At 63.3% G+C, this 13,770-nt stretch carries 12 protein-coding genes and 1 tRNA gene; 6 read left to right on the forward strand and 7 right to left on the reverse strand.

Annotated features, from left to right (window positions below):
• Positions 1-32: 32 nt before the first annotated feature.
• The 6 genes from gnd to AC3A4M_RS11995 all read right to left on the reverse strand — a co-directional run bounded on the left by gnd (position 33) and on the right by AC3A4M_RS11995 (position 4,650).
• Positions 33-1,469 carry an NADP-dependent phosphogluconate dehydrogenase gene (gene gnd, locus AC3A4M_RS11970; RefSeq protein ID WP_498731609.1) on the reverse strand — a complete coding sequence of 479 codons (1,437 nt, stop codon included), beginning with the start codon at positions 1,467-1,469 and terminating at the stop codon, positions 33-35.
• A gap of 159 nt (positions 1,470-1,628) precedes the next feature.
• On the reverse strand, positions 1,629-2,579 hold the full coding sequence (locus AC3A4M_RS11975; protein ID WP_498735934.1) for a serine hydrolase: 951 nt from the start codon (positions 2,577-2,579) through the stop codon (positions 1,629-1,631).
• Between the two features lie 158 nt (positions 2,580-2,737).
• Positions 2,738-2,810, reverse strand: a tRNA-Val gene (locus AC3A4M_RS11980).
• Between the two features lie 62 nt (positions 2,811-2,872).
• Positions 2,873-3,760 (reverse strand): NAD-dependent protein deacetylase, encoded by an 888-nt coding sequence (locus AC3A4M_RS11985; RefSeq protein WP_498735936.1) that lies wholly within the window; start codon positions 3,758-3,760, stop codon positions 2,873-2,875.
• A gap of 7 nt (positions 3,761-3,767) precedes the next feature.
• On the reverse strand, positions 3,768-4,226 hold the full coding sequence (locus tag AC3A4M_RS11990) for a peroxiredoxin (RefSeq protein ID WP_498735937.1): 459 nt from the start codon (positions 4,224-4,226) through the stop codon (positions 3,768-3,770).
• 4 nt (positions 4,227-4,230) lie between these two features.
• Positions 4,231-4,650, reverse strand: coding sequence for a DUF3052 domain-containing protein (locus AC3A4M_RS11995; RefSeq protein WP_074702068.1), 420 nt, complete (start codon positions 4,648-4,650; stop codon positions 4,231-4,233).
• 398 nt (positions 4,651-5,048) lie between these two features.
• Here AC3A4M_RS11995 and aceE point away from each other — a divergent pair, with 398 nt between their 5' ends.
• The 6 genes from aceE to fabF all read left to right on the forward strand — a co-directional run bounded on the left by aceE (position 5,049) and on the right by fabF (position 13,069).
• Positions 5,049-7,790, forward strand: coding sequence for a pyruvate dehydrogenase (acetyl-transferring), homodimeric type (aceE, locus tag AC3A4M_RS12000; protein ID WP_498735938.1), 2,742 nt, complete (start codon positions 5,049-5,051; stop codon positions 7,788-7,790).
• A 164-nt stretch (positions 7,791-7,954) separates the two neighbouring features.
• On the forward strand, positions 7,955-9,232 hold the full coding sequence (locus tag AC3A4M_RS12005) for a PucR family transcriptional regulator (protein ID WP_498735939.1): 1,278 nt from the start codon (positions 7,955-7,957) through the stop codon (positions 9,230-9,232).
• A gap of 94 nt (positions 9,233-9,326) precedes the next feature.
• A complete protein-coding gene (locus AC3A4M_RS12010; RefSeq protein WP_498735940.1) occupies positions 9,327-10,307 on the forward strand; it encodes an ACP S-malonyltransferase in 981 nt (326 codons plus the stop codon).
• An 11-nt stretch (positions 10,308-10,318) separates the two neighbouring features.
• Positions 10,319-11,371, forward strand: a complete 1,053-nt coding sequence (locus AC3A4M_RS12015) for a beta-ketoacyl-ACP synthase III (RefSeq protein ID WP_498735979.1) — start codon at positions 10,319-10,321, stop codon at positions 11,369-11,371.
• A gap of 122 nt (positions 11,372-11,493) precedes the next feature.
• Positions 11,494-11,739 (forward strand): acyl carrier protein, encoded by a 246-nt coding sequence (locus tag AC3A4M_RS12020; RefSeq protein WP_074702064.1) that lies wholly within the window; start codon positions 11,494-11,496, stop codon positions 11,737-11,739.
• Between the two features lie 94 nt (positions 11,740-11,833).
• Positions 11,834-13,069, forward strand: a complete 1,236-nt coding sequence (gene fabF / locus AC3A4M_RS12025; RefSeq protein ID WP_498731619.1) for a beta-ketoacyl-ACP synthase II — start codon at positions 11,834-11,836, stop codon at positions 13,067-13,069.
• Positions 13,070-13,191: 122 nt separating this feature from the next.
• Here fabF and AC3A4M_RS12030 read toward each other — a convergent pair whose 3' ends face one another.
• Positions 13,192-13,695: a DUF3145 domain-containing protein gene (locus AC3A4M_RS12030; RefSeq protein ID WP_074702062.1), complete on the reverse strand. Its 504-nt coding sequence runs from the start codon at positions 13,693-13,695 to the stop codon at positions 13,192-13,194.
• Positions 13,696-13,770 lie beyond the last annotated feature (75 nt).

The following is a 13,770-nucleotide window of genomic DNA, read 5'->3' on the forward strand; positions in this document are numbered from 1 at the left end:
ATCAGACCGCTCCGGCAGGACCGTTCGCCTTGTTAGTGCGTGTCCACAGCCTCGACCTCGGACTTATCGCCGCTCCACTGCGTGTGGAAGGTGCCCTCGGCGTCAACCCGACGGTAGGTGTGGGCGCCGAACAGGTCGCGCAGGCCCTGCGTTAGGGCAGCCGGCAGCCGCTTGCGGCGCAGGCCGTCGTAGTAGGCCAGGGAGCTGGAGAAGACCGGGACGGGGATGCCCAGTTGCACGGCGGTCGCCACGACGCGGCGCCAGGCCGGGACCGCTGCCGCAATGGCTTCGGCGAAGGCCGGAGCGAACAGCAGGTTCTCGGGGCGGTCCTCATCGGCGTAGGCCTTCATGATGTCATCGAGCAGCTCGGCGCGGATGATGCAGCCCGCACGCCATAACGAAGCGATTTCGTCCAGCTTCAGTTCCCAGCCGTATTCCTTCGCGGCCGAGGTGAGCATGTCGATGCCCTGGGCGTAGCTGACCAGCTTCGACGCGAACAGCGCCTGGCGGACGTCCTCGACGAAGCCTTCGGGTACCTGCACCTGCTCTTCGTGGCCGGCCAGCACGTCCTGCGCCAAGGCCCGCTGGTCCCTCTGCGAGGACAAGCCGCGGGCGAAGACGGACTCGGCGATACCCGATACCGGCGAGCCCAGTTCCAGTGCCGAGACAACCGTCCAGCGCCCGGTGCCCTTCTGGCCGGCGGAGTCAACAACGACGTCGATAAACGGCTTCGAGGTCCTGGCGTCCGTATGTGCCAGTACCTCCGCAGTGATCTCGATCAGGAACGAGGACAGCTCGCCCTTGTTCCACTCGGTGAAGATCTCTGCCTGCTCGGCAGGCTCAATGCCGGCGCCGGACCGCAGCAGGTCGAAGGCCTCGCCGATCACCTGCATGTCCGCGTATTCGATGCCGTTATGGACCATCTTCACAAAGTGACCCGCGCCGTCGGTGCCGATCCAGCGGCAGCAGGGATCGCCGTCGTACTTTGCTGAAATCTTTTCCAGCATGGGGCCGAGGGAATCGTAGGATTCGCGCGAACCGCCCGGCATGATGGACGGACCGAGCAGGGCGCCTTCCTCGCCGCCGGAGACTCCGATTCCGACGAAGTGCAGGCCCTTCTCGGCCAATGCGGCTTCGCGCCGGCGAGTGTCCTCATAGTGCGAGTTGCCGGCGTCGATGACAATGTCGCCCTCTTCAAGCAGCGGAGTCAGCTGCTCGATGACAGAATCCACGGGTTTTCCAGCCTTGACCATGATCAGCACACGGCGCGGCTTCTGCAGCGAGTCCACCAGCTCCTGCAGTGACTCGGTGCGGACGAAGTCGCCTTCATCCCCGTGCTGGTCCAGCAGGGCATCGGTCTTCTCCACCGAACGGTTGTGCAAGGCAACGGTGTAACCGTTACGGGCAAAATTCCGTGCCAGGTTGGCGCCCATGACTGCCAGACCTGTCACACCGATGTGTGCGCTCATTACTCTCCAGTGCTTGTTTGCTTGCGTGGACCCGGGCCTGCTCGCGTGGGCAGCCCGGATAGGTATCCACGCTCCAGCCTAGTCCGGCAGCGCCCGGGCGGTTAAGCCGTTGCACTATTTTGCACGGCCAGCTCTTGGTGCCCACCGGCTTTACGGGGGTCAGTTGGACCCGGCGCGCCCCTGGGCTGCATCGCTGTGTTCGAGTTCATGGATGATGCCCGCAACGTCTTCGATCAGCGAGACACCGTCTTCCATCTCCGGATGGCCCGACGAGAGAACGGTGATCCCGTACTCCGTGCTGTCCTCACTGACGTAGCCGATGCTGTTGACATCCCATTTGCCGTCGTCGTCCTGCAGCCAGCCGTTCTTCAGTGCCACTGAGGCGTGGGTGGTGCCGGAAGGAACTCCCCAGTACTGGGACGATTCCACCCGGTTCATCAGTTTCTGGAGATAGGCCAACTGGTCTTCATTCAGCCAGTCGGTTCCGTAGATGACGGCGTTGACGATCTTGAGCTGGTCAGCTGCAGTGGTGGTCGACGCGCCCCAGAGGGGGCCCGCCTCCGTGCTCGTCAAGGCCAGCAGGTCGTAGGTCTCCTGCAACGCCTCGGCCCCGCCGATGTTCCGGTAGAGCTCGTTAGTGGCGTCATTGTCGCTTGACTGGATCATGCGGGCCGCCAGGTCCATCTCATCGGAAGTCAGTCCCCGGCCTTCCTCCGTGGCTTCACGGATCAGCGTCAGGACCATGGACACCTTGACGATGCTTGCTTCCATATAGCCTTGGCGGGCGTTGTAGGTCCAGGTTTCATCCGTGGCCGGGTCGTACACCGCGGCGGAGAACGTCTTCCCTGTTGCGGCTGCATACTCGTCCATTGCGGCCGAAAACTGCTGCTCATCCAGGCTTGGCTCAGGCGCCTTCGCATCCGCGCCAGCGCCTTCCTGGCCGTTCACCCGGTGATTCTCTACCTGGCTTGCCCTGGAGATGGCCTGGGCCTGCAGGTCCTCGTCCCCGCCCCGGCTGTCGACCGCTACGTCTACAGTCTGCGCGGCAAGGAGGATGGCGGCGGCACTGCCCACCAGGGCAAAGATTGGCCGACGTTTGGTGCTAGGCATTAACTACCTTCGGATCGGAAACCGGTTTCATCTTTGCTACCACAGCAACATGGGCGAGGTCTCCGCGCAACCTGTGCAGCACCTGCACGCTGCGACTGGAACTGGCCACGTATTGCCGTTAAATACAGCAGGGCTCCGTTGCCGGAACCCTGCGAGGGTGGGTCCTACCGGGATCGAACCGATGACATCCACGGTGTAAACGTGGCGCTCTACCAGCTGAGCTAAAGACCCAATGGTGATGTTTTGTACAGTGCCGCAGTGCGTTATCCGCCGCAACATCACAAGGAAATACTCTACCGGATAACTGGCCCGATGTGCCAACTGGACTCACTGGCACCAGCTGCATCATCGGCGAACAGGGCGGGAAGCTCCGCTGCGAGGCTCTCCAGACTCTCAGAGACGCCTGCCTCGAGCTTCACCGCCGCCAGGTCATCACCGCGTGTGCTGCCGCGGTTGATGATGACCACCGGCTTGCCTGTTTTGGCGGCATGGCGGACAAAACGCAGCCCGCTCATGACCGTCAGCGATGATCCCGCCACCAGCAGTGCCTCGGCCCGGTCGACCATCGCATAGGCCGCGGCGACGCGGTCCTTGGGAACGTTCTCGCCGAAATAAACAAAGTCCGGCTTCAGCATCCCGCCGCACACTTCGCAGTCCGCCATGACAAAGTGCGCCGTATCACCGACGTCGGCGTCCGCGTCGGGGGCCACGTCGCCGGGGTCGGCCGAGGAGTCGGGCCAGCCGGGATTTAGTCCTTCCAGCCGGTCCGCAAGTTCAGAACGGTCGATTACCCGGCGGCACTGCAGGCAGATGACCTTGTCGAACCGCCCGTGCAGGTCAATCACATTGATACTGCCGGCGTCTTCATGCAGACGGTCCACGTTCTGGGTGATCAGGCCTGTCATCAGCCCCGCATGCTCCAGGGCCGCCAGAGCGAGATGGCCGGCATTCGGCTCGGCCCGGTGCATGTGGCGCCATCCGACATGGTTGCGCGCCCAGTACCGGCGCCGCAACAGTTCATCCGACACGAATTGCTGATAGGTCATGGGGCTGCGCGGCACGGAGTCCGGCCCCCGGTAATCCGGGATGCCCGAATCCGTGCTGAGGCCGGCACCCGTGAGGACAGCAAGACGACGGCCGGCCATGGCACTGAGCGCCTGGTCAAACCGTCCCCGGTCCATAAGCTGCCTAAAGCTCTTTCAGCAGGCGGTGGTACTCCTGGATATCCCGCGCCTGGGTACGAGGGCTGTTGATCACGTGACGCAGGATTCCGTCCGCGTCCACGATGAACGTTCCGCGTCCTGCCATTCCGGATTCTTCGTCGAACACGCCATAAGCCTTCGCCACGCCGCCATGCGGCCAGAAGTCGGCGAGCAGATCGAATTCGTAACTTTCCTGCTCGGCAAAGGCCCGCAGCGCGAACTTATGGTCAATGGACACGGCTAGCAAACGGGCGTTTTGATCCTTGAAGGACGCCAGATCGTCGCGAAGCGCGCACAGTTCGCCGGTGCAGATCCCGGAGAAAGCGAAGGGGTAAAAGACGATTACGACGGACTGGCCGCGGAGTTCGGAAAGACGGATCGGCTCCCCGAACTGGTTGGACAGCTCAAAATCCGGGGCGGCCTTGCCGACGGCGGGAAAACTCATACGGTTATTTGTTCCTCTTGCTTACGAGCCGGGCTGCTGCCCAGTCATCGGAGACTCCTGCTGACGTGGTTACGTGCAGTCCTGCCGTGGGTGCTGCTTCCTGGATATCCGACGGCGGCACGTAGCCGTCCCGTCCCGATTTCGGTGTCAGGACCCACACCACACCGCCGTCGTCCAGCATGGTGAGGGAATCCACCAGCGCGTCCACCAGGTCTCCGTCACCGTCCCTCCACCAGAGAATGGCAGCATCTACGGAATCCTGGTCGTCCTCGGTGAGCAGTTCGGAGCCAGTCAACTCTTCGATGTCGGCACGCAGATCGAAATCCACATCCTCGTCGTAGCCGAACTCCTGTATTAGGTCTCCGTCTTTGAAACCCAACTTGCCTGCCACATTGTCAACCGTGGCGGCCTCGGCCTCGCTCACTGTGCTCCTCCTGGTTGGAACTGTCTTGCAACTGTCATACCTGCATGTAAAGGACCGGGTCGGTCCTGTAATGGATACTACAAGCCAACACCCTATTTGCGGATGCATCAAGCCAGCCGCCGCGTCCGGTGTGAAAAAGGCAGCCCCTGCCGCAATTGTGATAGTGCGTCGTTCCACCGCGTAATCAACGGGTTCACGGGCAGCCCCGCGGCTACGCTATGGGACTATGAGCGGCTAGAGTTGCACGAAGAATATCCGCGCGCGTCCAAACCGGACTGCGCCGGGATTCAGCGACCAATGCTTCCGCTTGAAGCCGGAGACATTGCCCGCCGTAAGCGCGGCCGGGACGCTTGACCATGCACGGCGCAGACACAATCTGCACATAAGAGAGGTTGGACGTGAGCGCAGGAGAAGATACCTCGCACATCCTGAGCGGGCTGACACACCAGCTCCCGGACCGCGATCCTGAGGAAACCGCGGAATGGATCGAATCGCTGGACCAGCTGATTCAGTCCCAAGGCACCGAGCGCGCACAGTTCATCATGCGCTCCCTGCTGCAACGAGCGGGCGCCCAGAGCGTCGGCGTGCCCATGGTCACCACCACGGACTATGTCAACACCATTCCCGCCGACCAGGAACCTGCGTTCCCGGGCAAGGAAGAAATCGAACGCAAGTACCGGGCCTGGTTGCGCTGGAATGCCGCGGTGCTGGTGCACCGCGCGCAGCGGCCCGACATCGGCGTCGGCGGTCATATCTCTACCTACGCCGGCGCGGCCACCCTGTATGAAGTCGGGCTTAACCACTTCTTCCGCGGCAAGGACCACCCCGGCGGCGGCGACCACGTCTTCTTCCAGGGACACGCTTCCCCAGGCATGTATGCCCGTGCCTTCCTCGAAGGCCGCATGAGCGAAGAGGACCTGGACGGTTTCCGGCAGGAGAAGTCCAAGGCCGGACATGCGCTCTCGTCCTACCCACACCCCCGGCTGATGCCGGAATTCTGGGAGTTCCCGACGGTCTCCATGGGTATCGGCCCGATGAACGCCATCTACCAGGCGCAGTCCAACCGCTACCTGCACAACCGCGGCATCAAAGACACATCGGACCAGCACGTCTGGGCCTTCCTCGGCGACGGCGAAATGGACGAGCCGGAAAGCCGCGGCCTGCTCCAGCTGGCCGCCAACGAAAACCTCGACAACCTCACCTTTGTCATCAACTGCAACCTCCAGCGCCTTGATGGCCCGGTACGCGGCAACGGCAAGATCATGCAGGAACTCGAAGCGTTCTTCCGCGGCGCCGGCTGGAATGTCATCAAGGTTGTTTGGGGCCGTGAGTGGGATCCCCTGCTGGCCGCCGACAAGGACGGCGCCCTGGTAGGCGTCATGAACGAAACCCCGGACGGCGACTACCAGACCTACAAGGCCGAGTCCGGCGGCTTCGTCCGCGAGCACTTCTTCGGCAAGACTCCGCAGACCAAGGAAATGGTGTCCCACCTTTCCGATGAAGAGATCTGGAACCTCAAGCGCGGTGGCCACGACTACCACAAGGTCTACGCCGCCTACAAGGCTGCCACCGAGTTCGAGGGCAAGCCGACGGTCATCCTGGCGCACACCGTCAAGGGCTACGGCCTGGGCACCCACTTCGAGGGCCGCAATGCGACCCACCAGATGAAGAAACTGACTCTGGATGATCTGAAGCAGTTCCGCGACCACCTGCGGATCCCGATCAGCGACGAGCAGCTCGAAGCCGACCCGTACCGGCCGCCGTACTACCATCCAGGACAGGACTCCCCCGAGATCCAGTACCTGCAGGAGCGGCGCAAGGCTCTGGGCGGTTACGTGCCCGAGCGGCGGAACACTGCGGAGCCGATCCATCTGCCTGACGACAAGGCCTACGAGGTTGCCAAGCGCGGCTCCGGCAAGCAGATGGCTGCGACCACGATGGCTTTCGTGCGTCTGCTGAAGGATCTGATGCGGGACAAGGACTTCGGCAAGCGGGTTGTCCCGATTGTGCCGGACGAAGCCCGTACCTTCGGCATGGACTCGTTCTTCCCGACGTCGAAAATCTACAACCCCAAGGGCCAGAACTACCTGTCCGTGGACCGCGATCTGGTCTTGGCCTACAAGGAGTCCATTTCCGGGCAGATCCTACACGCGGGCATCAACGAGGCCGGTTCCACCGCCGCCTTCACAGCTGCAGGAACCGCCTATGCCACCCACGGCGAGCCGCTGATTCCGATCTACATCTTCTACTCGATGTTCGGTTTCCAGCGCACCGGTGATTCCTTCTGGGCCGCCGGGGACCAGATGACCCGAGGCTTCATCATCGGCGCCACGGCCGGCAGGACCACGCTCACCGGAGAAGGCCTGCAGCACGCAGACGGCCATTCGCCGCTGCTCGCTTCGACCAACCCGGCGGTCGTCACCTACGATCCCGCGTACGGCTACGAAATCGGACACATCATGAAGTCCGGCCTGGAGCGCATGTATGGACCCGATTCCAAGGATCCGAACGTCATGTACTACCTGACGGTCTACAACGAGCCGATCCTGCAGCCGGCAGAGCCCGAAGAGCTCGACGTCGAAGGTCTGCTCAAGGGCATCTACCTGCTGGCGCCGGCCAAGGTTGACGGTCCCAGGACCCAACTGCTGGCTTCCGGTGTCTCGGTACCCTGGGCGCTTGAGGCGCAGCAGATCCTCGCCGACGAATGGGGCGTCTCCGCCGACGTATGGTCCGTCACTTCCTGGACCGAGTTGCGCAGGGATGGCCTGGCGGCAGAGGAAGAAGCCTTCGTGAACCCCGGCTCCGAGCCGCGCAAGCCGTTTGTCACGGGACAGCTTGAGGGCGCCACCGGGCCCATTGTTGCCGTGAGCGACTACATGAAGGCGGTGCCGGACCAGATCCGCCAGTTCCTGCCCAATGAGTTCGCCACACTCGGTGCGGATGGCTTCGGCTTCTCCGACACCCGTGCAGCTGCCCGTCGGTTCTTCAAGATCGACAGCCACTCGATCGTCGTCCGCGCTCTGGAAATGCTCGCCCGCCGCGGTGAGGTGGACCAGAACGCTCCCAAGGAAGCCTTCGACCGGTACAAGCTCAACGACGTCACGGCCGGTACGTCAGGAAACGCCGGCGGCGATTCCTGACCAAGCGGCATGAGTGGAAAAGCAGCGGGACCTCCGGAAGGGGTGCCCGCTGCTTTTTTATCTCCCCGACCCGCGTCGGGCTCGGGAACAGTTCCCGCCTTTTTAGTAGGAACCACACAAAAGAGCGAATGGAGCACAGGCCGCCAAGTGCGTATGCTCAAGGCATGCCCCAGCCCCGGACCAACGCCGCAACCCCGGCCCCGCAAGCGTCGCCGAAGAGCACGGCTCGCGGCGCCAGACCGTCCTCAAGCAAGCAGCCGCCAGCTACCGCAGCCACCCTTGACCGGCTCAGGTCTAAGATCGGCGCATTGTCTACCACGACGCTCAAGCGGCTGGAAAGCGAGCTGCCCTGGTACCGCAGCCTTCGTCCCGACGAGCGGGCCGCGCTGGGCTTGGTTGCACAAAAAGGTATCGCCTCCTTCGTGACCTGGTATGAACGTCCGGCATCGCCTGCCTGGGTCATGAACGACGTTTTCGGTACGGCTCCGACCGAACTTACCCGGTCAATCAGCCTGCAACGCGCCCTGCAGTTGATCCGGGTGGTCGTTGAAGCCGTGGAGGACCAGGTCAGCGACTTGGCCGGCGGCAGCGACGAAGCATCGCTGCGTGAGGCAGTCCTGAGGTACTCCCGGGAGGTGGCCTTCGCCGCCGCGGACGTCTATGCGCGTGCCGCCGAGACCCGTGGTGCTTGGGACACAAGGCTGGAGGCGCTTGTCGTCGACGCCATCCTGCGTGGCGAGAGCTCGGACGCCTTGCGTTCTCGTATCGCCGCCGTCGGTTGGAAATCCGCCGGCAGGATTACCGTCATGGTCGGCAGCTCCCCGCCTGAACCGAGCCCGTCCTTCGTCACCGAAATACGCCGGGCCAGTTCACGGTTTGCCGACGATACCTTGGTGGGGATCCAGGGCGAGAGGCTGATTCTGGTACTTGGCGGCATCTCCGACCAGGGCTCAGCCTTCATCCGGCTCAGCGAACTGTTCGGCCCCGGCCCCGTTGTCTATGGACCGGAAACCAAATCATTGGTAGACGCAAGCATGTCGGCGCAGGCAGCTTTCGCCGGCCTCTCGGCCGCAAGGGCATGGCCAGGTGCGCCACGTCCTGTGGCGGCAAACGATCTGTGGCCCGAACGTGTTATGTCGGGAGACGACGCCGCACGCCGCGACCTGTACAAGTACATCTACGTGCCGCTGGTCAACGCCGGAAACGGACTCAGCGAAACGCTCTCCAGCTACCTGTCCCTCGGCCATTCCCTGGAGGCGACCGCCAGGGAACTCTTCGTCCACGCCAACACCGTGCGGTACCGTCTGCGGAGAGTGTGCGACGTGACTGGCTGGGATCCACTGCTCCCCCGCGAGGCGTTCGTTCTGCAAACAGCCCTCGTTGTTGGCCGCCTGGTGGCCGCGGCGCGGCCCGCCCAAGAGCGGGCGCCTACTCGGCAGTAACAACCTGTCCTTGTAGACTTCCTACAAAGGGATCAGGCGAGCTTCGTTTGCCAAAACACCCTAAGAAACCCAACCTCTTTGGAAAGCTGGATAAGTGCTTGCAATTGTCTGCCCGGGCCAGGGCTCCCAGACCCCAGGATTCCTCTCCCCTTGGCTAGACGTCCCCGGCGTCGCTGAGCATCTGAGCTTGCTCAGCGACATTGCGAAGCTGGACCTCGTAGCCCACGGAACCACTTCCGACGAAGAGACCATCAAAGATACAGCCGTCGCCCAGCCGTTGATCGTCGCGGCCGGCCTCATGGCGGCCAGGTCACTGACGGCGGACGAGCCGCTGGATCTTTCCACGGTTGTGGCCGGACACTCTGTCGGTGAAATTACGGCCTCGGCCATAGCCGGCGCCCTAACGGAAAACGATGCGATGGCCTTTGTCCGCGAACGCGCCAACGCGATGGCCCAGGCCGCGGCCCAGACGCCGACAGGCATGAGTGCAGTGCTCGGCGGAGACGAGGCGGAAGTCCTCGCAGCTATCGACGCCGCCGGGCTCACGCCCGCGAACGCGAACGGCGGCGGGCAGATCGTGGCAGCCGGCACCTTTGACCAACTCCAGAAGCTGGCGGATAACCCTCCGGCCAAGGCCCGTGTCATCCCGCTGAAGGTGGCCGGCGCATTCCATACCGAACACATGGCGCCCGCCGTCGGTGTCTTGGAAGGGCTTCGTCCGCAGCTTTCCCCTGCCTCTCCGGCACTGACGCTGCTATCCAACTACGACGGCGAACCGGTTGCGGGCGGCGAGCAGAACCTGGACAGTCTGATCGCCCAGGTCTCCAGGCCCGTCCGCTGGGATCTGTGCATGGAAGAACTGCTCTCCGTTGGCGTGACCGGCCTGCTCGAACTGCCGCCAGCGGGCACGCTGACGGGGCTGGCGAAGCGTGGCATGAAGGGTGTCGCTACAATGGCCCTGAAATCCCCTGATCAGCTCGAGCAGGCCCGTGCCTTCATCGCCGAACATACACAGCAGACACCGGCCGGCGCCGCCCTTATCAATGAACATAAGTCTGGAGACATCCACCAGTGAGCACCCCCGTCATGCGCCAGTCCCCACTGCGCGAACATTCCCGCATCCTCGGTATGGGAGCCTTCCGGCCCGATGTCATCGTCACGAACGACGATGTCTGCCAGTGGATTGAGTCATCGGACGAATGGATCCGCCAGCGGACCGGAATTGTGACGCGCCACCGGGCCGGGGCGGACACCTCCGTTGTGGACATGGCCGAGGGCGCTGCCAATGAAGCACTCCAGAAGGCCGGCATCGAAGCCTCCCAGCTCGGGGCCGTCATCGTCTCGACAGTCTCGCACCCGTACGCCACGCCGTCGGCCGCTGCAGCCCTGGCAGACCGGCTGGGGGCAACGCCCGCGCCGGCATTCGATATTTCCGCTGCCTGCGCCGGCTACTGCTACGGCATTGCCCAGGGCGACGCCCTGGTCCGTTCCGGCGCGGCCGAATACGTTCTGGTGGTAGGAGCTGAAAAGCTCTCGGATGTGATCGACAACTCCGAACGGACCATCTCCTTCCTGCTCGGTGACGGTGCAGGCGCCGTTGTTATCGGCCCGTCCGACACACCCGGCATCGGACCGTCGGTCTGGGGCTCGGACGGGAGCAAATGGGACGTCATCGGCATGACCCATTCGCTGAACGACGTGCGGGAGCTGTCCTTGGCGGCAGAGGCCGCGGGTTCTCTCTCCGCAGCTGCCGCAGAACGGACCGAGGACGGCAAGAAGCTGTGGCCCACCTTGCGGCAGGACGGACAGTCGGTCTTCCGCTGGGCCGTGTGGGAGATGGCGAAGGTTGCCAAACGCGCCTTGGACGAGGCCGGGGTCAAGCCGGAAGAGCTGGCCGCGTTCGTCCCGCACCAGGCGAATATGCGCATCATCGACGAGATGATCAAGCAGCTCAAGCTTCCGGAAAGTGTCGCGGTCGCCCGCGACATCGCAGATGCCGGGAACACGTCCGCGGCGTCCATCCCACTGGCCGCGCACCGGCTGCTGCAGGAAAACCCCCAGCTCAGCGGAGGCTTGGCGTTGCAGATCGGCTTCGGCGCGGGGCTGGTCTTCGGTGCACAGGTCATCGTTCTGCCGTAGTATCGCAGTCGTTCCGCTGCATTTTCCCCTGCATGTGAACAGTTTTCCATTCCAAGCCGTATTCAGCGGTTTGACAACCCCGGCCGGACACCGTGCCGGCACCATAAGAAAAGGAGCCTTCAATGGCTAGCAACGAAGAAATCCTGGCAGGCCTGGCCGAAATCGTTAACGAGGAAACCGGCCTCGCTCCGGAGGCTGTCGAACTGGACAAGTCCTTCACCGACGATCTGGACATCGACTCCATCTCCATGATGACGATCGTCGTCAACGCTGAGGAAAAGTTCGGCGTCCGCATTCCCGATGAAGAGGTCAAGAACCTCAAGACCGTTGGCGACGCCGTGGACTTCATCGCCAACGCCCAGGCGTAAGTTTTCCCTTCACAGGGACCGGCGGCCGGATGGAAATCGGTCCGGCCGCCGACTCTTGCATTTTTTGCCCCACACCCTTGGAGAGAATAAGTAAATGGCACGCAAAGTAGTCATCACCGGCCTTGGCGCCACCACGCCCATCGGCGGCGACGTCCCCACGATGTGGAAGAACGCTCTCAAGGGCGTGTCAGGCGCCCGCACCCTTGAAGACGATTGGGTAGCCCGCTACGAGCTCCCCGTGACCTTTGCCTGTCGGGCCTCGAACAAGCCGGACGAAGTGCTGACCCGCGTCGAGGCCAAGCGAATGGATCCCTCCACGCAGTTCGCCGTGGTCGCCTCCCGTGAAGCCTGGAAGGACTCGGGCATCGAGGATATCGACCACGACCGGCTGGCCGTGGCTTTCGCTACGGGTATCGGCGGCGTCTGGACACTTCTGGATGCCTGGGACACCCTCCGGGAAAAGGGGCCCCGCCGGGTCCTGCCGATGACTGTGCCCATGCTGATGCCCAACGGCCCGTCAGCAGCGGTGAGCATGGATCTGGGTGCCCGCGCCGGCGCCCACACTCCTGTTTCCGCGTGCGCCTCAGGCACCGAGGCCATCGCCATGGGCGTTGATCTCATCCGCGCTGGCAAGGCCGACGTCGTCATGACCGGCGGCGCCGAAGCTGCCATCCATGCCATGCCGATTGCCGCCTTCAGCGCCATGCAGGCGCTCTCCAAGCGCAACGACGACCCTGAGCACGCCTCACGGCCATACGATGTGGACCGCGACGGATTCGTCATGGGCGAAGGAGCCGGCGCGCTCGTCCTCGAGGCCGAGGAACATGCCCTGGCCCGCGGCGCCCGTATTTACGCCGAACTCGCCGGCTCCGGAGTCACCGCCGATGCGTACCACATCACGGCCCCGGATCCGGAAGGCCTTGGAGCCACCCGGGCGCTCAAGGCAGCTATGTTTGACGCCCGCGCCCAGGCCGTAGACGTGGTCCATGTCAACGCTCATGCCACCTCCACTCCGGTCGGCGACAAGCCCGAGTACACGGCACTCAAGGCTGCCCTGGGCAATCAGGTGGACAATGTCTCGGTCTCGGCAACCAAGTCACAGACCGGACATCTCTTGGGTGCCTCGGGCGCCGTCGAATCTGTCATGACGGCTCTTGCCGTGTACGAACGCAAGGCACCTGTGACCATCAACCTCGATAACCAGGATCCGGAGATCCCGCTGGACGTCGTGACCTCCGCCCGGGATTTGCCCAGCGGCGACATTGTGGCGCTGAACAACTCCTTCGGTTTCGGCGGACACAACGCCGTCGTCGTGTTCCGGAACGCCTGACCGTACGGGAACAGGAGTTCCTGCCGTAGATTAGCAAAGGAGAGGCTGCCCAGCGGTTCGCTGGGCAGCCTCTCCTTTGCTTTGATGTTGGATGAGCGGCGAAGACGCTTGATGCAGGAGCGTCAGCCGACTTGGTGAAGCCACCGGACGGGCGCGCCCTCGGCTGCATGCCGGAAGGGTTCCAGCTCTTCATCCCAAGCCTCGCCCAGCGCCAAGGAGAGCTCGTGGTACACAGCTGCCGGATCACCGGCGCCCGTCTCGTAGGCGTAGCGGATGCGGTCTTCCGAAACCATGATGTTGCCATGGACGTCTGTTGCCGCGTGGAATATGCCGAGTTCGGGCGTATGCGACCAGCGGCCCCCGTCGACGCCGGGGCTCGGCTCTTCTGTCACCTCATAACGCAGGTGGGCCCAGCCGCGCAAGGCGGACGCCAGCATAGAACCTGTCCCCTGTGGACCAATCCACGAGAGTTCGGCCCGGAACATTCCGGGCGCAGCAGGTTGTGGGGTCCAGTCAAGATCCGTTCGCTTGTCCACGACGGATCCGACGGCCCACTCGATGTGGGGGCATAGCGCTGTAGGCGCCGAATGCACAAACAGCACACCACGCGTCATCACAACAGACATCCCATCCTCCAATTTGCTGTAGGTACGTCTTCCCCAACGACCTTCAGCCCACGGACAGTTATCTGATTCCGACGC

The organism is Arthrobacter sp. Soil_C_60, from assembly GCF_057656375.1.